Source organism: Pseudomonas sp. GM48, from assembly GCF_000282335.1.
Taxonomy (GTDB): Bacteria; Pseudomonadota; Gammaproteobacteria; order Pseudomonadales; family Pseudomonadaceae; genus Aquipseudomonas.
In genome coordinates, this window is the sequence record NZ_AKJM01000078.1 from 1 (window position 1) to 19664 (window position 19664).

General features: G+C 60.9%; 16 protein-coding genes. 11 read left to right on the forward strand and 5 right to left on the reverse strand.

Annotation, left to right across the window (positions count from 1 at the left end; genetic code table 11):
* The first annotated feature begins 383 nt into the window (after window positions 1-383).
* Window positions 384-1436, forward strand: coding sequence for a WD40/YVTN/BNR-like repeat-containing protein (locus PMI28_RS14415; RefSeq protein WP_007986985.1), 1053 nt, complete (start codon window positions 384-386; stop codon window positions 1434-1436).
* Window positions 1437-1464: 28 nt separating this feature from the next.
* On the forward strand, window positions 1465-3849 hold the full coding sequence (locus PMI28_RS14410; RefSeq protein ID WP_007986987.1) for an efflux RND transporter permease subunit: 2385 nt from the start codon (window positions 1465-1467) through the stop codon (window positions 3847-3849).
* Window positions 3850-4025: 176 nt separating this feature from the next.
* Here the strand turns inward: PMI28_RS14410 and PMI28_RS14405 are convergent, their stop codons facing one another.
* Together PMI28_RS14405 and PMI28_RS14400 are read right to left on the reverse strand one after the other, a co-directional pair.
* The gene (locus PMI28_RS14405) at window positions 4026-4745 is read right to left on the reverse strand and encodes a FadR/GntR family transcriptional regulator (RefSeq protein ID WP_007986989.1); all 720 of its coding nucleotides are present in this window, start codon (window positions 4743-4745) and stop codon (window positions 4026-4028) included.
* A gap of 184 nt (window positions 4746-4929) precedes the next feature.
* Entirely contained in the window at window positions 4930-6666 is a 1737-nt protein-coding gene (locus PMI28_RS14400) for an IlvD/Edd family dehydratase (RefSeq protein WP_007986991.1), read from the reverse strand.
* A gap of 194 nt (window positions 6667-6860) precedes the next feature.
* On the opposite strand from PMI28_RS14400, the gene PMI28_RS14395 reads away from it, so the two are divergent.
* The 9 genes from PMI28_RS14395 to PMI28_RS14360 all read left to right on the forward strand — a co-directional run bounded on the left by PMI28_RS14395 (window position 6861) and on the right by PMI28_RS14360 (window position 13830).
* On the forward strand, window positions 6861-8183 hold the full coding sequence (locus tag PMI28_RS14395) for an MFS transporter (RefSeq protein WP_007986993.1): 1323 nt from the start codon (window positions 6861-6863) through the stop codon (window positions 8181-8183).
* Window positions 8184-8343: 160 nt separating this feature from the next.
* Entirely contained in the window at window positions 8344-9336 is a 993-nt protein-coding gene (gene araD1, locus PMI28_RS14390; protein WP_007986995.1) for an AraD1 family protein, read from the forward strand.
* A gap of 10 nt (window positions 9337-9346) precedes the next feature.
* On the forward strand, window positions 9347-10927 hold the full coding sequence (locus tag PMI28_RS14385; RefSeq protein ID WP_007986997.1) for an aldehyde dehydrogenase (NADP(+)): 1581 nt from the start codon (window positions 9347-9349) through the stop codon (window positions 10925-10927).
* Between the two features lie 141 nt (window positions 10928-11068).
* The gene (locus tag PMI28_RS14380; RefSeq protein WP_007986999.1) at window positions 11069-11407 is read left to right on the forward strand and encodes a DUF5629 family protein; all 339 of its coding nucleotides are present in this window, start codon (window positions 11069-11071) and stop codon (window positions 11405-11407) included.
* A complete protein-coding gene (locus PMI28_RS14375) occupies window positions 11400-12569 on the forward strand; it encodes a lactonase family protein (RefSeq protein ID WP_033063337.1) in 1170 nt (389 codons plus the stop codon). The genes PMI28_RS14380 and PMI28_RS14375 overlap by 8 nt, the downstream gene beginning before the upstream one ends.
* Window positions 12570-12725: 156 nt before the next feature.
* A complete protein-coding gene (locus PMI28_RS14370; protein WP_007979950.1) occupies window positions 12726-12905 on the forward strand; it encodes a hypothetical protein in 180 nt (59 codons plus the stop codon).
* Window positions 12906-13122: 217 nt separating this feature from the next.
* On the forward strand, window positions 13123-13248 hold the full coding sequence (locus PMI28_RS31405) for a hypothetical protein (RefSeq protein ID WP_007987003.1): 126 nt from the start codon (window positions 13123-13125) through the stop codon (window positions 13246-13248).
* Between the two features lie 115 nt (window positions 13249-13363).
* Entirely contained in the window at window positions 13364-13576 is a 213-nt protein-coding gene (locus PMI28_RS14365) for a hypothetical protein (protein WP_007987004.1), read from the forward strand.
* Complete coding sequence (locus PMI28_RS14360) at window positions 13573-13830, forward strand: hypothetical protein (RefSeq protein ID WP_007987006.1); 258 nt, start codon at window positions 13573-13575, stop codon at window positions 13828-13830. Before PMI28_RS14365 ends, PMI28_RS14360 begins: the two co-directional genes overlap by 4 nt.
* A gap of 191 nt (window positions 13831-14021) precedes the next feature.
* Here the strand turns inward: PMI28_RS14360 and PMI28_RS14355 are convergent, their stop codons facing one another.
* The 3 genes from PMI28_RS14355 to PMI28_RS14345 are packed head-to-tail and all read right to left on the reverse strand — an operon-like array spanning window position 14022 to window position 19497.
* Window positions 14022-14618, reverse strand: a complete 597-nt coding sequence (locus PMI28_RS14355; protein WP_007987009.1) for a glutathione S-transferase — start codon at window positions 14616-14618, stop codon at window positions 14022-14024.
* Window positions 14615-18256, reverse strand: a complete 3642-nt coding sequence (locus tag PMI28_RS14350; protein WP_007987011.1) for an AAA family ATPase — start codon at window positions 18254-18256, stop codon at window positions 14615-14617. Before PMI28_RS14350 ends, PMI28_RS14355 begins: the two co-directional genes overlap by 4 nt.
* Entirely contained in the window at window positions 18253-19497 is a 1245-nt protein-coding gene (locus tag PMI28_RS14345) for an exonuclease SbcCD subunit D C-terminal domain-containing protein (protein WP_007987013.1), read from the reverse strand. Before PMI28_RS14345 ends, PMI28_RS14350 begins: the two co-directional genes overlap by 4 nt.
* Between the last annotated feature and the right edge of the window lie 167 nt (window positions 19498-19664).

Consider the following 19664-nt stretch of genomic DNA (forward strand, 5'->3'; position numbering starts at 1 on the left):
AGCAGCCGTTACCGCAGCAACGGATATGTACACCGATTGAACAAGCAGCCGTTACCGCAGCAACGGATATGTACACCGATTGAACAAGCAGCCGTTACCGCAACAACGGATATGTACACCGACGACCGACCACAACCACCAACCCCCCAATCACCCCACCTGATACCCAATCATTCAGAACAAGCCCCCATCCCCCCGGTTAACAAAAGATAACGTGGCGTCGATTGTCAGACATTAAAAAACACCGATAGGATAAGCCAGCTTCCGAAGGGGCTCTGGATTGCGGGTTTCAGGACTATGCTCTGAAACAGCCGGTCCAGACACGCACCCTTGCGGCGCCCTGAAAGGTTGAACGACCTAACAATAATAATGGGGGAAGGTCTATGAGTGAGCCTGTCATGGGTGTGGGTATCTGCCGCCCGCCGGCACTGCGCAAATTCGCGTTGCTGGCTACAGCGCTCTCGCTGTTGGGCTCTGCCATGCTGTCGGCACCAGTGCTGGCCGCGGCGGCGCCAGCATCCGACGTTGTTTATTCCATTGAATCTGCCAAGGCTGCCAAAAGCCTGATGCTCGATGTCGTCCACGCCGGCAAGCGCCTGGTGGCGGTCGGGGATCGTGGGCACATCCTGTATTCCGATGACCAGGGCGCCACCTGGGCCCAGGCCAAGGTCCCGACCCGGGCCCTGCTGACGTCGGTGTTTTTTGTCGATGACAAGCACGGCTGGGCCGTCGGCCATGACGCGCAGATCCTCGCCAGCGAGGACGGCGGCGCGACCTGGACCAAGCAATTCGAAGATCTGAAACGCGAATCGCCGCTGCTCGATGTCTGGTTCAAGGACGTCGACAGCGGCTTTGCCGTGGGTGCTTATGGCTCGCTGATGGAAACCACCGACGGTGGCAAGCATTGGGAAGACGCCAGCGACCGCCTGGACAACGAAGACCAGTACCACCTGAACGCGATTGCCGCGGTCAAGGACGCCGGGCTGTTCATCGTCGGCGAGCAGGGCAGCATGTTCCGCTCCGCCGATTGGGGCCAGACCTGGGAGAAGCTCGAAGGCCCGTACGAAGGTTCGCTTTTCGGCGTGATCGGCACAGCACAAGCCAATACGCTGCTGGCCTACGGTCTGCGCGGCAACCTTTATCGCTCCACGGATTTCGGCAGCACCTGGGAGCAGGTCGAGCTCAAGGCTGAACGCGGCGCTCTGGAGTTCGGGCTGTCCGGCGGCACGCTGCTCGACGATGGTTCCATCGTGATCGTCGGTAACGGTGGCTCGGTGATTCGCAGCAGTGACAATGGCGAAACCTTCAAGGTGGTCAACCGTCCGGACCGTATTTCGGTCTCGGCGGTGACTGCGGCAGGCAATGGCAATCTGGTTCTGGCCGGGCAGGGCGGCGTTCGCGTCACCTCGCCAAACGGCACCGAGTCGGGCAAATGAGCCGGGTTAATAATAAGAAGGCGGGGCTATGACTTCCTTGAGCACTCATCATCAGGACAAGGCGACGTTTCTTGAGCGCCTGATCTTCAACAACCGCCCGGCAGTGATCACCATCTGCCTGCTGGTCAGTATTTTCCTGTTTTGGCAGGCGACGCTGATCCGGCCGTCCACCAGTTTCGAAAAAATGATCCCGCTGGAGCATCCCTTCATCCAGAAGATGATGGAGCACCGCAACGATCTGGCGAACCTGGGCAACACGGTGCGGATTTCGGTGGAAGCCACCGATGGCGACATCTTCTCCAAGGAGTACATGGAGACCCTGCGTCAGATCAACGACGAGGTGTTCTACATCTCCGGTGTCGACCGATCCGGTCTCAAGTCGCTGTGGAGCCCCAGCGTTCGCTGGACCGAAGTGACGGAGGAGGGCTTCGCCGGCGGTGAGGTGATTCCGCAGAGCTACAACGGCTCCCAGGCCAGCCTCGATCTGCTGCGCAACAACGTGCTCAAGTCCGGCCAGGTCGGGCGCCTGGTGTCCAACGATTTCAAGTCGAGCATCGTCGATATTCCGTTGCTGGAGTCCTACCCGGACCCGCAGGACCAGGGCAAGCTGCTGGCGCTGGACTACCGTCAGTTCTCCCACGAACTTGAAGACAAGATCCGCAACAAGTTCGAAGCACAGAACCCGAACGTGAAGATCCACATCGTCGGTTTCGCCAAGAAGGTCGGTGACCTGATCGATGGCCTGGTGATGGTCGTGATGTTCTTCGGCATCGCCTTCGTCATCACTCTGATCCTCCTGCTGTGGTTCACCAATTGCCTGCGCAGTACCGTCGCGGTGTTGAGCACGACGCTGGTGGCGGTGGTCTGGCAGCTGGGGTTGATGCACTTCTTCGGCTTCGGGCTCGACCCCTATTCGATGCTGGTGCCGTTCCTGATCTTCGCCATCGGTATTTCCCACGGCGTGCAGAAGATCAACGGGATCGCCCTGCAATCCAGTGAAGCGGACAACGCCCTGACGGCGGCGCGGCGCACTTTCCGTCAATTGTTCCTGCCGGGGATGATCGCGATCCTCGCCGATGCCGTGGGTTTCATCACGCTGCTGATCATCGATATCGGGGTGATCCGCGAACTGGCCATCGGCGCATCCATCGGTGTGGCGGTGATCGTGTTCACCAACCTGATCCTGTTGCCGGTGGCGATTTCCTATGTCGGCATCAGCAAGCGCGCCGTCGAACGCAGCAAAAAGGACGCGCATCGCGAACATCCGTTCTGGCGGCTGCTGGCAAATTTCGCCAGCCCGAAAGTCGCGCCGGTTTCCATCCTGCTGGCGCTGATCGCCTTTGGTGGCGGCCTCTGGTACAGCCAGAACCTGAAAATCGGCGACCTCGACCAGGGTGCTCCGGAACTGCGTCCGGACTCGCGCTACAACAAGGACAACAACTTCATCATCAAGAACTACTCGACCAGTTCCGATGTGCTGGTGGTGATGGTCAAGACCAAGTCCGAAGGCTGCTCGCGCTACGAAGCCATGGCGCCGATCGACGAGCTGATGTGGAAGATGCAGAACACCGAGGGCGTGCAGTCGGCAATTTCCCTGGTGACCGTGTCCAAGCAAATGATCAAGGGCATGAACGAAGGCAACCTGAAATGGGAAACCCTGTCGCGTAACCCTGATGTGCTGAACAACTCCATCGCCCGCGCTGATGGCCTGTATAACAACAGTTGCTCCCTGGCGCCGGTGCTGGTGTTCCTCAACGATCACAAGGCCGAGACCCTGGATCGCGCGGTGCTTGCGGTGCAGGAGTTCGCCAAGGAAAACAACAAGGAAGGCCTGGAGTTCATCCTCGCTGCCGGTAACGCCGGGATCGAGGCGGCCACCAACGAAGTGATCAAGAAGTCCGAGCTGACCATCCTGATCCTGGTGTACATCTGTGTGGCGGTCATGTGCATGATCACCTTCCGCTCCTGGGCGGCGACCTTGTGCATCGTGCTGCCGCTGGTGCTGACCTCGGTACTCGGCAACGCCCTGATGGCCTTCATGGGCATCGGTGTGAAAGTCGCGACCCTGCCGGTCGTGGCGCTTGGGGTGGGGATTGGCGTGGACTACGGCATCTACATCTACAGTCGCCTGGAAAGCTTCCTGCGTGCCGGTTTGCCGCTGCAAGAAGCCTACTACCAGACGCTGAAGTCCACCGGTAAGGCGGTGCTGTTCACCGGTCTGTGCCTGGCCATCGGCGTGTGCACCTGGATCTTCTCGGCCATCAAGTTCCAGGCCGACATGGGCCTGATGCTGACCTTCATGCTGCTGTGGAACATGTTCGGTGCGCTGTGGCTGTTGCCGGCACTGGCGCGGTTCCTGATCAAGCCTGAAAAACTGGCGGGACAGAAGGGCAATTCGTTGTTCGCCCACTGATCCACGCTGAAATGAAAAAGCCGCAACCTCAGGTTGCGGCTTTTTTTTGCTTCGAATTTCACACCGTCCAATGTGGGAGCGGGCTTGCTCGCGAAAGGGGACTGACAGTCACCATTGATGTCGACTGACACGCCGCTTTCGCGAGCAAGCCCGCTCCCACATGGGTTCTTTGGTCGTTATGAAAGATCGGTGCCCAATACGACATTCAACGCATTACGCGCATCATCCAGCTGCACCAGCGTCGCATGCCGTGCGCCGAGGGCGTCGCGGTTTTCGATGGCGGTCAGGATCGCCTTGTGCCGCGGCAGCGCCAGTTCATGCAGGTTCGGCCGCTGGTTCGAATGCTTCAAGGCTTCGGCAATCGCCACCGAGAGCATGTTGCACAGGTTGGCCAGCAAGTCGTTGTGCGTGGCGTCGGCGATGCGACTGTGGAAGTCCAGGTCCGGCTGCAACAGCGCCTCCGGTGTCGGTGCGGCTTCCATGCGTTGGTAGGCCTCACCGATGGACGCGATGTCCGCCTCGGTGGCGAATTGTGCGGCGAGGGCGGCAGCGGCCGGTTCGATGATGCTGCGCACACTGGTCAGCAGGTCGAAAAACTCATTCTGTGGGCTGCTTTGCATCAGCCAGTGCAGCACGTCTGGATCGAGCATGTGCCAGTCCTTGCGCGGCTTGACCACGGTCCCGACGCGCGGGCGGGAATACACCAGGCCCTTGGCAACCAATACTCGGGTGGCTTCGCGCAGTACCGGCCGGCTGACCGCATATTCTTCGCACAACTGCGCTTCGGCGGGCAGTTTGTCGTCCGGCAGGAAACGTCCCGAGACGATCTGCATGCCCAGTTCCTGGACAATGCGCGAGTGCATGCTTTTGCGGTCGGAGGGTTTGCGGTAATCCATGGGGAACCACGCGATCCTGTGCGATGAGGTGTCGCGCATGATAGCAGGCGCGGCGCAATCTTGAGGCAGACGAAAATCGAATGTGGGAGCGGGCTTGCTCGCGAATGCGGAATCTCAGCCAACTGAAATGTTGAATGATAAACCGTATTCGCGAGCAAGCCCGCTCCCCCATTAGAGGGCGGTATCAGTGGGAATGGCGCGGCACTTCAGCCCCGCGACAACCGACCAGGAAGTCGAAGTCGCAACCCTGGTCCGCTTGCAGCACATGGTCGATGTACAGCTGACGATACCCACCGACGATCAGGTTCTGCGGCGGTTGCAGTTCGGCCATGCGCGCGGCCAGTTCTGCATCCGGAATATCCAGGTGCAAACGGCCGCTGGCGCAATCGAGTTCGATCCAGTCGCCTTCTTTCACTGCGGCCAGCGGTCCACCGGCAGCGGCTTCCGGGGCGACGTGGAGGACAACAGTGCCGTACGCGGTGCCGCTCATGCGCGCATCGGAAATGCGCACCATGTCGGTTACACCCTGGGCCAGCAGCTTGGCTGGCAAACCCATGTTGCCCACTTCGGCCATGCCCGGATAACCCTTCGGCCCGCAGTTCTTCATCACCAGGATCGAGTTGGCATCCACGTCCAGTTCCGGGTCGTTGATCCGCGCCTTGTACATGTCGAAGTTCTCGAACACCACCGCACGGCCGCGATGCTGCATCAGTTCCGGCGCGGCGGCGGACGGCTTGAGCACGGCGCCCAGCGGTGCCAGGTTGCCGCGCAAAACACAGATGCCGCCGTCGGCACGGATCGGGTTGTCGAGGGTGCGGATCACTTCGTCTTCGCCATAGATCGGCGCATCCCTGGTGTTCTCGCCGATGGATTTGCCGTTGACGGTCAGGGCATTCGGGTTCGGGATCAGGTTGGCTTCGCCGAGGCGACGCAGCACCGCCGGCAAGCCACCGGCGTAATAGAACTCTTCCATCAGGAAGCGCCCTGACGGTTGCAGGTCGACGATAGTCGGCATGCCGCGACCAATGCGGGTCCAATCGTCGAGGTCCAGCTCCACGCCAATACGCCCGGCGATGGCTTTGAGGTGGATCACCGCATTGGTCGAACCACCGATGGCAGCGTTGACGCGAATGGCGTTTTCAAAGGCTTCCCTGGTGAGGATCTTCGACAGTTTCAGGTCTTCACGCACCATCTCCACGGCACGCATGCCGGACATGTGGGCCAACACATAACGGCGCGCATCCACGGCCGGGATCGCGGCGTTGTGGGGCAGGGAAGTGCCGAGTGCTTCGGCCATGCAGGCCATGGTCGAGGCCGTGCCCATGGTGTTGCAGGTGCCGGCCGAGCGGGACATGCCGCCCTCGGCCGCGAGGAAGTCGTCGATGCTGATGGTGCCGGCCTTGACCTGTTCGCTGAGCTGCCAGACCACGGTGCCGGAGCCGATGTCCTTGCCCTTGTGCTTGCCGTTGAGCATCGGCCCGCCGGTGACGACGATGGCCGGCACGTCACAACTGGCGGCGCCCATCAGCAGTGCCGGGGTGGTTTTGTCGCAACCGGTCAGCAGCACCACGCCATCGATCGGGTTGCCGCGAATGGCTTCTTCCACGTCCATGCTCGCCAGGTTACGGGTGAGCATGGCGGTAGGACGCAGGTTGGATTCGCCGTTGGAGAACACCGGGAACTCCACCGGGAAGCCGCCGGCCTCGATCACGCCGCGTTTGACGTGCTCGGCAATCTGGCGGAAATGCGCGTTGCACGGAGTCAGTTCCGACCAGGTGTTACAGATGCCGATGATCGGCTTGCCATGGAACTGGTGGTCGGCGATGCCCTGATTCTTCATCCAGCTGCGGTACATGAAGCCGTTCTTGTCGGCCGTGCCAAACCATTGGGCGGAGCGCAGGGTGGGTTTCTTATCAGACATGATTTGTTCTCTTATTGTATGACTATATAGTTCGAGCTGAGGCGTAACATAAGCTCAAATTGCTCTGTTTGGAAGTGTTGTTGAATAAATAGTATTACTATATAGTCCGCTCAAACGGAGGGATGGCCCTGGCGAATCTTTCGCGAGAGGCGTCCCCCGAGGTTCCATAACAACAACAATCGGAGACCGATCTCATGAGCCAGGAACTGCGGCTTATCCGTCGCATCACGTTGAAACTGATTCCCTTCCTGATCCTGCTGTACCTGATCGCCTACGTGGACCGCTCCGCAGTGGGCTTCGCCAAACTGCACATGGGCGCCGACATCGGTCTGGGCGATGCGGCCTACGGCCTTGGCGCCGGGCTGTTCTTCATTGGCTACTTCCTGCTGGAAATCCCCAGCAACCTGATGCTCGACCGCTTCGGCGCACGGCGCTGGTTCGCGCGGATCATGCTTACATGGGGCGCCATCACCATCGGCATGGCCTTCGTCCAGGGGCCGAACAGCTTCTATGTGATGCGCTTTCTACTCGGCGCCGCCGAGGCCGGGTTCTTCCCAGGCGTCCTGTACTACATCACCCAATGGTTCCCGGTGCGCCATCGCGGCAAGATCCTCGGGCTGTTCATCCTCTCGCAACCCATTGCGATGATGATCACAGGCCCCGTGTCCGGCGGCCTGCTGGGTATGGATGGCGTGCTCGGGCTGCACGGCTGGCAGTGGCTGTTCATTGTCATCGGCACCCCGGCGATCCTGCTGACCTGGCCAGTGCTGCGCTGGTTGCCGGACGGCCCGCAGCAAGTGAAGTGGATGGACCAGACGGAAAAAGACTGGCTGAGCGGCGAGCTGAAAAAGGACCTGGACGCGTACGGCCAGACCCGACACGGCAATCCGCTGCACGCCCTCAAGGACAAGCGCGTCCTGCTGTTGGCGCTGTTCTATTTGCCGGTGACCCTGAGCATCTATGGCCTCGGCTTATGGTTGCCGACACTGATCAAGCAGTTCGGCGGCAGCGACCTGGTGACCGGTTTCGTTTCCGCGGTGCCGTATATCTTCGGTATCGTCGGCCTGCTGATCATTCCGCGCAGTTCCGATCGCTTGAATGACCGCTACGGCCACCTCGCCGTGCTTTACGTGCTGGGTGCGATTGGCCTGTTTCTCAGCGCCTGGCTGTCGGTGCCGGTGCTGCAACTGGCGGCGCTGTGCCTGGTGGCATTCGCGTTGTTCTCCTGCACGGCGGTGTTCTGGACCTTGCCGGGCCGCTTCTTTGCCGGCGCCAGCGCGGCGGCGGGGATAGCCTTGATCAACTCGGTGGGCAACCTCGGCGGCTACCTCGGCCCATTCGTGATCGGCGCACTCAAGGAATACACCGGCAACCTGGCTTCGGGCCTGTATTTCCTTTCGGGCGTGATGGTGTTCGGGCTGGTGTTGACCGGTGTGGTGTATCGCTTGCTGGAGTGCAAGCACGTGTTGCCGGTCGATGAGTTTGCGGCGAGTGCGCGTGGGGCGTCGCGTACCTGACAGGGAACAGTTAATCACCACGGACCCTGTGGGAGCGGGCTTGCCCGCGATAGCAATCTGTCTGGCACATCAATGTTGAATGTGCCGCCGTCATCGCGGGCAAGCCCGCTCCCACAGGGGGGCGTGTTTGCCCAGGTTCTGGGTTAACAGGAGAAAATTCATGCATTTGGTTCAATTCGAATTGAGTAACGGTGAACGCCGTGTCGGCGTGGTCGACAACGGTCTGGTGCGTGAAGTGCAGGACGCGCGCACTGTCCGCGACCTGGCACTGGCGGCGATCGAGGCGGGTGCGAGCCTTGAGCAACAGGTGCAGAGCCTGGGGCTGGGCATCAGCCATGACTATGCCGAACTGCAGACGCAATGGCGCATCCTGCCGCCGCTGGACCATCCGGACCCGGCGCACATGCTGGTCAGCGGTACGGGCCTGACCCATCTGGGCAGCGCGTCGGCCCGGGACAAGATGCACCAGCAAAGCGGCGACGAAACCGCGATGACCGACACCATGCGCATTTTCAAATGGGGCGTGGAGGGTGGCAAGCCGGCGGCGAATGAAGCCGGCGTGCAACCGGAATGGTTTTACAAAGGCGATGGCAGCATCGTCGTAAGGCCGGGGCAGCCGTTTCCATTGCCGCCGTTTGCCGAAGATGCCGGTGAAGAGCCGGAGATCGCTGGCCTGTACGTGATCGGTCACGACGGCAAGCCGTATCGCCTGGGTTTTGCCGTGGGCAACGAGTTCTCCGACCACGTCATGGAGCGCAAGAACTACCTGTACCTGGCCCATTCGAAACTGCGTAGCTGCAGCTACGGCCCGGAACTGCGGGTCGGCGAACTGCCGCAACATCTGGCGGGCACCAGCCGCATCCTGCGCAACGGCGAAGTGCTGTGGCAGAACGAGTTCCTCAGTGGCGAGGCGAACATGTGCCACAGCCTCGCCAACCTGGAATTCCATCATTTCAAGTACAGCCAGTTCCTGCGCCCGGGGGACGTGCACATTCACTTCTTCGGTACCGCGACCCTGTCCTTTGCCGACGGCATTCGCACCCGACCGGGTGATGTGTTCGAGATCACCCAGGCTGAATTCGGCGCACCGTTGATCAATGGCATCGCACCGGTCCCGGCGGCTTTCGAACCCGGCACTGTCGGCACACTTTGAGGATTTGCCCATGATCCGGATTCTTGGTCACAACTACATCGGCGGCCAACGTAGCGCCGCCGGCAGCGTCAAGTTGCAGAGTGTCGATGCCAGCACCGGCGAGACCTTGCCCCACGATTTTTTTCAGGCGACACCGCAGGAAGTCGATGCGGCGGCCAACGCAGCAGCGGCCGCCTATCCGGCCTATCGCAGCCTGAGCGCGGAGCGACGGGCGCAGTTTCTCGATGCCATCGCCGATGAACTGGACGCCCTCGCTGATGATTTTGTCGCTGTCGTCTGCCGCGAAACGGCGTTGCCCGCAGGCCGGATTCAAGGCGAGCGTGGGCGTACCAGCGGGCAGATGCGCCTGTTCGCCAAAGTGCTGCGTCGCGGTGATTTCTACGGCGCGCGAATCGACCGGGCATTGCCTGAGCGTCAGCCCCTGCCGCGTCCGGATCTGCGTCAGTACCGCATCGGCCTGGGACCTGCGGCGGTGTTTGGTGCCAGCAACTTTCCGCTGGCGTTCTCCACCGCCGGCGGCGATACCGCCTCGGCGCTGGCTGCCGGGTGCCCGGTGGTGTTCAAGGCCCATAGCGGCCACATGGCCACGGCCGAGCAGGTGGCAGATGCGATCATTCGCGCTGCCGAAAAAACGGGTATGCCGGCCGGCGTGTTCAATATGATCTACGGCGGGGGTGTCGGCGAGGCACTGGTCAAGCATCCGGCCATCCAGGCCGTGGGGTTCACCGGCTCGCTCAAGGGTGGTCGAGCCCTGTGCGTCATGGCTGCGGCACGTGCGCAACCGATTCCGGTGTTCGCCGAGATGTCGAGCATCAACCCGGTGATCGTGTTGCCTCAGGCATTGCAGGCGCGGGCCGACACGGTTGCCCGGGACCTCACGGCCTCGGTGGTGCAGGGCTGCGGGCAGTTCTGCACCAATCCGGGTCTGGTGATCGGCATTCGCTCGGCGTCGTTCAGTGCCTTTGTGCAGCAAGTGGCCGGGTTGATGGGCGACCAGCCGGCGCAAACCATGCTCAATGCTGGAACCCTGAGCAGCTATGGCCAAGGCTTGCAAAAACTGCTCGCGCATCCGGGAATTGAACACCTGGCCGGCGATCCGCAACGGGGCAATCAGGCACAGCCGCAGCTGTTCAAGGCCGATGTCCGCCTGCTGATCGATGGCGATAAAGTCCTGCAAGAGGAAGTGTTCGGGCCGACCACCGTGGTGGTCGAGGTCGCGGATCAGGCGCAACTGGTGGCCGCCCTGAACGGCCTGCACGGCCAATTGACCGCCACCGTCATTGGCGAGCCGCAAGACCTCGAGCAGTTCGCCGGGCTGACGGCATTACTGGAACAGAAGGTCGGGCGAATCCTGCTCAATGGTTACCCGACTGGCGTGGAAGTCTGCGATTCGATGGTCCACGGCGGGCCTTACCCGGCAACGTCCGATGCGCGAGGCACGTCTGTGGGCACACTGGCCATCGATCGTTTCCTGCGCCCGGTGTGTTTCCAGAACTATCCGGACAGTTTGCTGCCGGACGCGCTGAAGAACGGCAATCCGCTGCGCATCCAGCGTCTGGTGGATGGCCAGCCATCCCGTGACGCGTTGTAACAGGCAACCACAATCCCTGTGGGAGCGGGCTTGCTCGCGAATGCGGTTTATCATTCAACATCTCTGTTGGCTGACACTCCTCTTTCGCGAGCAAGCCCGCTCCCACAGGTTGGTCATTCCAACCGAGGGAAATGGGGTGCGATGAGCTATCATTGCGACTTTCCCATTCAAAGATTGACTGCCATGACTTCCGCAACCGATACCCTGCTCAATGCCCTCGAACACTGTGGAATGGTGGAAATCGACGGGCTGCATGCCTTCGAATTCGCCCTCGACGAGTTTGATAACCTGCACATTGAATGCATGGATGGCCGTGCGGCCAAACACTGGGAGTTCACCCCGGCGCAGATCCAGGCGGCGACCTTCGACAACTCGCTGCAAAGCTGGTTGATCACCGGTGATTCGGGTGAACACCGTTTGGTCTGCCTGGGCGACGTCGTCAGCGGTGACAACGATGACGATGAACCTGAGGATGAGTAAGCTCTGGCCACTGTTGATGGCCGGCAGTATCGGCGCGATGGGCGTCCAGGCCGCATCCGCAGATGACTATCAACTGCTCGTCGGCTCATACACCGCCGGTCAAAGCCAGGGGATCTATCGCCTGGCCTTCGACAGCGCGACCGGGCAGATCAACGCCAAACCTCTACAAATCATCAAAAGCGAAAACCCATCGTGGTTGACCCTGTCGAAAGACCAGCGACACCTGTTCGTGGTCAACGAAAACGGCCCGGGCCAGGCTGATCCGGTCGGGCGCGTCAGCAGTTACGCGATCGATCCCAAGACCCATGCGTTGAGCCTGATCAGTCAGGTGCAAAGCCTGGGCAACGAGCCGACCCATTCCAGCCTCAGCGCCGATGGCAGCCATTTGTTTGTCAGCAATTACTCGGTGGCCGAAGACCCGGGTGGCACCCTCGCGGTGGTGCCGGTGGCGGTCGATGGCAAGCTCAAACCTGTGGTACAGATGAGCAGCCACCCGGCGAGCCGGGTCAATCCCGAGCGCCAGGCCTCGGCCCATGTGCATTCGGCGATCCCGTCTCCAGATGGCAAGTACGTGTTTGCCTGCGACCTGGGGGCGGACAAGGTGTTTGCCTACCGCTTCGACCCCAAGGCCAACCCGGATCTGCCGTTGATCGCAGCGATCCCGGCATTCGTGCAACTGCCGCCCGGCAGCGGGCCGCGCCACTTGCTGTTCAGCGCCGATGGCAAACACGCCTGGCTGGCCATGGAGATGAGCGCTCAGGTGGCGGTGTTCGATTACCACGATGGCACGCTTGAGCAGACGCAGATGGTCGATCTGGCCGCCGGGCAACCCGTTTCAGACAAGGCTGCCGCGGCGTTGCATACCTCTGCCGACGGCAAGTTCCTCTACGTCAGCAACCGTGGCACGGCCAATCAGCTGCTGGTGTTTGCCATCGATCCGGCGAGCGGTCACCTCAGCGAGCTGCAGCGTCGGGCGGTGGAGGGCGACCATCCACGGGAGTTCAGCCTCGACCCGAGTGGCAAATTCCTGTTGATTGCCAACCAGAAGAGCAACCAGATTGTCGTCGTCGAACGCGATGCCAAGACCGGTCTGCTGGGTAAAACCGTGCAAAAACTGCCGATGGATGCCCCGAGCGATCTCGGGTTTCTGCTGCGTCAATAGGCCGCAGGCCCCGGTTCGTGGGGCCTGCCTGCTTTTATCAATGACGCTGATATTCGGTAATGCTACAAAGCATTTCAAGGCAAGAACCCTCGAGGGTTAAGTTTGCTTCACGGCCCCACCGGGCAAGCAAGCCAACTGAATCCGAGGAATACCGCCATGAACTTCAACATCTTCTCTGTCATCGCCGCTTCCGCCATTTCTGCCACCGTTGCGCTGCCAGCCAGTGCCAACGTTGAAATCAGCGATAAAAAAGCCCACACCCAGAGCTACACCCAGAAATACCTGCAACAGAGCGCCAACTTCTACGCCGCGCTGGATCACAAAACCCAAGCCTGAAAGTTCATCCCTGCCTTTATGCAGGAGCGAAGTCACTGATGATCGAAGACCGTGGTGTTCAAAGCCAAGTGTCGAAAACGATCAGAGTGATGTCGCTCCTGCATAACGCATTTGCGACAGTATCAGTTTGCCATCAATGTCGCGCTTGATATCACATAGCCATACGTTTAAATTGACGCTGATTTTTTGACTCCTCCTCACGGCAAGGATCGGCAGCATGGTGACGCGTCTGGCATTGGTTCTTCTTTTCCTCTATTCCACCCCCATTTTGTCGGCGGCCGACCCTGTTCCGGGTGAACCGGATGCAGCCCGGGAACGCTTGATAAGTTTTATTGAAGACTGAAATAGTCTGGCTTAATGATCAATGAAGCTGATGGTCACTATGGATAACCCTGAGTGGTTACCCAGGCTTTTTTGATCGATTCTGTGGGCATTGAAACATGCCTGCGGAGAACATCATGGCCAGCGCAATTCTCACTTCTGCCAAGCACGGCGCCTATGTGGCGATCGGTCTTTACCTTGCCCTGGTGCTGGTGGTCAGCCTTTGCGCCCAGTCGCAATTCACCTTTGAAGCACCGATCCAGGTCGCTCATCCCGGCATCCAGTTTGAACACCGTGCGCAAAACGCGAGCGTTGATCAGACTGAACTCGCAGGAGTCGCCGGCGCATGAAAGGGCACAGACTTTGGGTCATCGCCTTCCTGGCGTTCATGACCAACGGATCCTCCTTGTTGGGGATCGGGCAGGGCTCGGCGGGCTCGGTGGCACGGTCCATCGAAGCCAATCACAACATCGCCCGCAACATCGAAAACGCCAAGGCCCAGGGGATGCTGGCCGGCAATCCGCCGATCAGGACTGAAGGGGTGGTTTTCGGGCCGTTCCAGGTCGATTGCTCGGTGATCGGGATGTGTGAGGTGTTCGCGTGATCCCAGCTGGCAACTGAATCTTTTGTGGCGAGGGAGCTTGCTCCCGCTGGGCTGCGAAGCGGCCCCAATTTCAGACGATTGGTTTTGCCAGACATACCGTATTCTCCGATTTGCGACTGCTGCGCAGTCGAACGGGAGCAAGCTCCCTCGCCACAGAGCCACAGAGCCACAGAGCCACAGTGTCGGTGTTCTTATTTTCGCATCACTCCGGTAAACAATTCCGACTCCAGAAACCGCTGCAACCAATCCTGCAACCGCCGATACGGTGTCTGTGCAAACCATTCGCGGTCGACGTGGGCGAACTGCCGCACGAAGGGCATCAGCGCCACGTCGGCCAGGCTTGGATGGTCGGCCAGCAAGTAGTCGCGTTCCTCCAGCAACTCATCCAGCCTTTGCAAGAACACCTCGCCTTCGGCGCGATAAACTTCCATCGGCTGCTCGGGATAGCGCTCGGCGTACTTGTAGCGATTCAAGTGCACCTTGAACACCTGATCGTTCTGTTCGATCAGACTGGCGATTTGCGCTGCTGCGGCAGGATTGTCCTTGAGCAACCAGTCTTGCGGATCGTTCTGCGCCAGGGCCCAGCGCATGATGTCGAGACTTTCGTCGATCACCTGGCCATCGGCACTCAGCACCGGCACCGTGCCTTTGCCCGACAGCGCGAGCATTTCGGCGGGCTTGGCCTTCAGGCTGACTTCGACGATGTCCACGGCCACTCCCGAATAACGCAGGGCCATGCGTGCGCGCATGGCGTACGGGCAGCGGCGGAAGGAATACAGCGTATTCATTTCACCTCCAGGGTGCTCAGGCCGTTGCCCTGGCGCTGGACCTGAATCTGCACCGGAATCCGTTCATGCATTTCCTGTACGTGGGAAATCACCGCGACCTTGCGACCCTGGGCTTGCAGGCCGTCGAGGGCGTCCATGGCCAGTTGCAAGGACTCCGGATCGAGGCTGCCGAAGCCTTCGTCGATGAACAGCGATTCGATTTTCAGCGTGCTCGACGCCATCGATGCCAAACCGAGGGCCAACGCCAGCGATACCAGGAATGTCTCGCCACCGGACAGCGAATGCACCGAGCGCAGTTCGTCACCCATTTCGGTGTCCATCACCAGCAACCCGAGCATGCTGCCGCCGCGCTTGAGGCGATAGCGCCGCACCAGTTGGCGCAATTGCACGTTGGCATGGTGCACCAGCAGGTCGAGGTTGTAGGCCTGGGCGATCTTGCGGAAGGTGTCGCCGGTGGCTGAGCCAATCAGCGCATTGAGCCGCGCCCAACGCTGATATTCGCTGTAGGCATCGGCGATCTGTTGCGCCAGGGCCTGATTGGCGTTCTGTCGGCGCTGGTCTTCGGCCTGCTCGGCGCGCAGTTCGGCGCAGCGTTGCTCGCTGGTGGCGGCAAGGTTTTGCAGATCGACCAGTGCGGCGGCCAATTGCCCGGCGTCGAGGTTGCCGTTGTGTTGTGCTTGATGGTCGAGCAGGCGTTTGTCGCGCTCCCGCACCAGGACGCTGGCTTGTTCGATGGCCTTTTCGCTGTGCTGCAAGCGCTGGCGCAGTTCACTGACTTGAGTGTCGTCAACCCGCAGCAGGTCTTCGAGACCGCCGTCATCCAGTTCAGGGTGGCGGGCGCGCCAATCGCCGATTTTGCCGGCGAGTTCATGCTCTTCGCCTTCCAGTGCGTGCAAGCGCTCTTGCTGGGCCTTGAGCTCGGCGGCGATTTGCACTGACTGCGTAAGGACGCTTTGCAGCGCCTGCGCGGTGCTGGTTTCAGCGTTGCGCGCCTGTTCCACGGCCTGTTCCAGTTGCTGCTGCCAATGCTCGGCACTGGTGTGTTCGCCGAGTAATTGCCCGAGTGTGTGCTGGCTAGCCTGTTGCTGTTCGGCCAGCCCGGTGAACTGCAGTTCGGCGGCATGCAATTGCTGCACGCGGCTGTGCTGGCGATCCTGTTCCTTCTCCAGGTTTTGCTGGCGCTGTTGCTGTTCGGTCAGTTCTTCCTTTTGTTGATCGAGTTGCGTCAGACGCTCGGCGATTTGCCGGTCGAGCTGCAAGAAGGTCGCGGCTGGCTCGACGCGCAGCGCTTGCAGGGTCTCGTCTGGCAGCAGGCTGGCGAATGCTTTGAGTTCTTCGTCCAGACGCTGGCGGTCGTTGCCCAGCTCACGCTGTTGATTGCTCAGGTGCTGGGCTGCCTGCTGGTGCGCGGTTTCGGCATGGCGCAGTTGCTGGGTCAGGCGTGCGGCATCCTGTTGCAGGGTAAGCAGTGCGCTCTGCCGTTGCTCGTCCTGGCTGATGCTCTGGTTGAGCTGACTGTTTTGCTGGTTGAGCCAGGCGTCGCGTTTGGCGGCATCCTGATTCAGCAGTTGAGTCGCCAGCGGATGACCTTCCAGGCTGGGGGCGAGGGCTTGCTGCTGGATCGCCAGTTGTTCCTGCTGTTGCAGCAGTTCCTTTTGCTGGGCGATCAGCCCACCGACTTCGGCGCGCAAGTCAGTGAGTTTTTCCTTGAGCAGGTCCACGGCCTTCTGGGCGTTGGCCTGTTCACTTTCATCGAAGCGGCCGAGGCTTTGCAGCAGCGCTTCAGGCTGATGATACGGATGCTCGCTACTGCCGCAGACCGGGCATGGCTGGTCATCCTGCAACTGTGCGCGCAGCTCTTCGACACTGGCACTGCGCGCCAGACGCTGACGCTCCAGCAGTTCGCGGGTGACGTTGAGGGTTTGCTCGGCAACACTCAGTTCAGCCTTGGTCTTTACTCCGTCCTGGGTCAGGCGTTCACGTTCCTGCTGTGCGGTGAACTGGCGCTGTTGCAGCTCGGTACCGCGCTTGTCCAGGTCCTGCTGACTGGCCCACAAGCGCGCCAGGTCTTCGATGGCGCGCAGTTGTTTGCGGTTGTCCTGCAACAGGCTGCCCAGAATGCCGATCTGCTCGGCGACGGCATCCGGTTCGGCACCGGCCTCCTTGAACAGCACCTCAAGTTGCTGCTTCTGCGCGGTGAGCACTTGATCGGTAGTCGCGGCGTTTTGTTCGAGGCTGGCCAGTTCGGCCTGGCCCTGATTCAACCGGTTGCCGATCAGCATCAACTGCTGCAGGCGATCGCGGTAGGCATTCCAGGCCTCGCTTAACGGTGCCAGGTGAGTGCTTTGTTCCAGCTCGGTGGCGATGCGCTGCAACTGCCCGGCGCCACGGGCCTGTTGATCGAGCAAGGTCTGAATCGTGCTCTGGCCCTGGGTGCAGGCCTGTTCCGCCTGTTGCTTGGCTTCGGCGCTGAGGGCTGTGTCTTTGGCCAGGCGGGCGAGGGTGCTTTGCGCTTCGAAGGCCTGACGCAGCAACGGCGTGCTGTCGGCTTGCCGCTGTTGCGTTTCGCTCAAGGTGATCCGGGCGGCGCTGAGCTGTTGCTCAAGTTGCGTCTGGCGCTCGCCGAGTTCGCCATGTTGCTGCGTATGCAAGGCAATTTGCGCCACCAACGGTGTCAGCAGTGCATCGACCTCGGCTTTACGGGCGAACTGATGTCGTTGCGGGGCAAGCTGTTCGAGGCGCGTTAACCTCAAGCGCTCACTGGCCAAGGCTTCCCAGTGGGTCTGCGCCGATTGCAGTTGTTCGCTGGCGGCCAGATGCTCGTCCTGCAATCGATGCAAGTCCTTGAGCCAGGTGTCTTGCAGTTCAAGCTGTTTGAGTTGCGCCTGTTGGGTCTTGAGTTGCTGCTGCGCTTCGTTGAAGCGCAGATCCAGTTCCGCACGGGCTTCGGGCGACAGCGGCGTCACTCCGCTGGCCTGATCCTGCAGCAGCTTGTGCGCCTCGCGAGCCTCCTTGGTCTTGTCGAAGGCCCGACGACCGAGGCGGGTGTAGAGCGCCGTGTCGGTGAGTTTCTCCAGCAGTTCGCTGCGGTCGTTGTCATCGGCCTTGAGGAACGCGCTGAACTCGCTTTGCGCCAGCAGCACGGCGCGGGTGAACTGTTCGAAGTTCAGCCCCAGCGCGGCTTCGAGTTGAGTCTTGTACTCGCCTTTCTGGCTGGCCAGCAATTGATCCTGATCGATATCGCGCAGGCTCTGGCGACTGGCTTGCAGTTTGCCACCGGCCTTTTCCCGGGCGCGATTGGCTTCCCAGCGTGCGCGATAGCGGCGGCCATCGACGCCGACGAAATCCACTTCTGCATAGCCTTCACCCGTGCCGCGACGCAGCAACGTCCGTGGGTCGCCGGTAGCGATTTCGCCGTCGGCGTCCGGCACTTTCGCGTCGCGGCCGGTGTTGTTCAGGCGCGGTACGGCGCCAAACAGCGCCAGGCACAAAGCGTCGAGCAGGGTACTTTTGCCAGCGCCGGTAGGGCCGGTGATGGCGAACAGTCCGGCACTGGCCAGGGGTTCGGCAGTGAAGTCGATTTCAAACGGCCCGGCCAGGGAGGCGAGGTTTTTCAGGCGGATTGCGAGAATCTTCATGGTTGTTCGCTCTCCATCTGCACGTCTTGCAACAGCTCGGCAAAGTCCTTGAGGGTCTGCTCGTCGACCTCGCTGCCGTAGTTGTCCTGCCAGGTGCGGCTGAACAGTTCCTGGGGCGTGAGCTGATCCAGTTCGATCAGCGCGTTGCCATCCTCGACGCCGTCGCGGCTGCCGTTCCCGGCGTATTCAGCGGCAATGCGCACCAGGCGCACGGCTTTGCCTTGCAGGACGGTTTCCACTTGATTGCGCAGGTCGGGCTGCGGTTCATCCAGGCGTACACGTACTTCCAGCCATGGCTGGCGCTGGATGTCGGCCAACAGGTCGATGTTCGGCAGATCCGCCAGTTGCAGCAGGATCTCGCTCAATGGCGCCGGGCCGATGCGTTGCAGGTTGACTGCGCGAGGGATCAGTTTCGGCTCGACGCTGACCAGGGTTTCGCCGTCGAGATGGATGTGCAGAATCTGGTGCTGATAGCTGATCTCGGAGAACGACAGCGGAATTGGCGAGCCGCTGTAGCGAATGCGCTCTTCGCCGTTGACCTTCTGCGGCTTGTGCAGGTGGCCCAGGGCAACGTAGCTGATGCTCGGCCCGAACAGGCTGGCCGGCAGGGCTTCGGCATTGCCGATGATCAGGCTGCGCTCGGAGTCTTCCGACACCGAGCCGCCGGCCATGTGCGCGTGGCTGATGGCGATCAGTGCCTGCCCCGGCTGGCGCTTGGCGTTGGCCGCTTCGATCAGCCACTCGTGCACCTGACCGATCCCGCGCAGATAGTTGTCGCCCAAGTGCGCGCCAGTGACTTCCGCCGGGCGCAGAAATGGCAGTGCCAGGCACCAGGCGGCGACTTCACCACTGGCATCCGGCAAGGGCAGCAACAGGCGCTCGGCGTCCAGTTGACCGTCGTCGAGCCACAGCACGCGGCCGAGCGCGTGGGTACGCAAGCGCCGCATCAATGGCGCGGGCAGTTCGATCCGCGAGCCGGAATCGTGGTTGCCGGCAATCATCACGATGGTGAGCGACGGCTGCTGCTCGTGGGCGCTGACGATGAAGTCGTAGAGACGCTCCTGGGCTTTGACCGGCGGGTTGACCGTGTCGAAAATATCGCCGGCGATCAACAGCACATCCGGCTGATCCAGCTTCAGCTGGCGCAACAGCCAGTCAAGAAAACAGCCATGTTCGAAATCACGATCCTGGCCGTGCAGGTTCTGCCCGAGGTGCCAGTCGGAGGTGTGAAACAAGCGCAAGGCGAACTCCGCTACAAAATAGGTAATGGCCGCGTGAAAAATGAAGGCGGCGAAAGGGGAAAGAGTTTACTGGTAAAAACGCCCGGTCGCGCGATGGAGTGTTTTGTGGCGAGGGAGCTTGCTCCCGTTGGGCCGCGAAGCGGACCCAGGTTTTTTCTGGCACACCG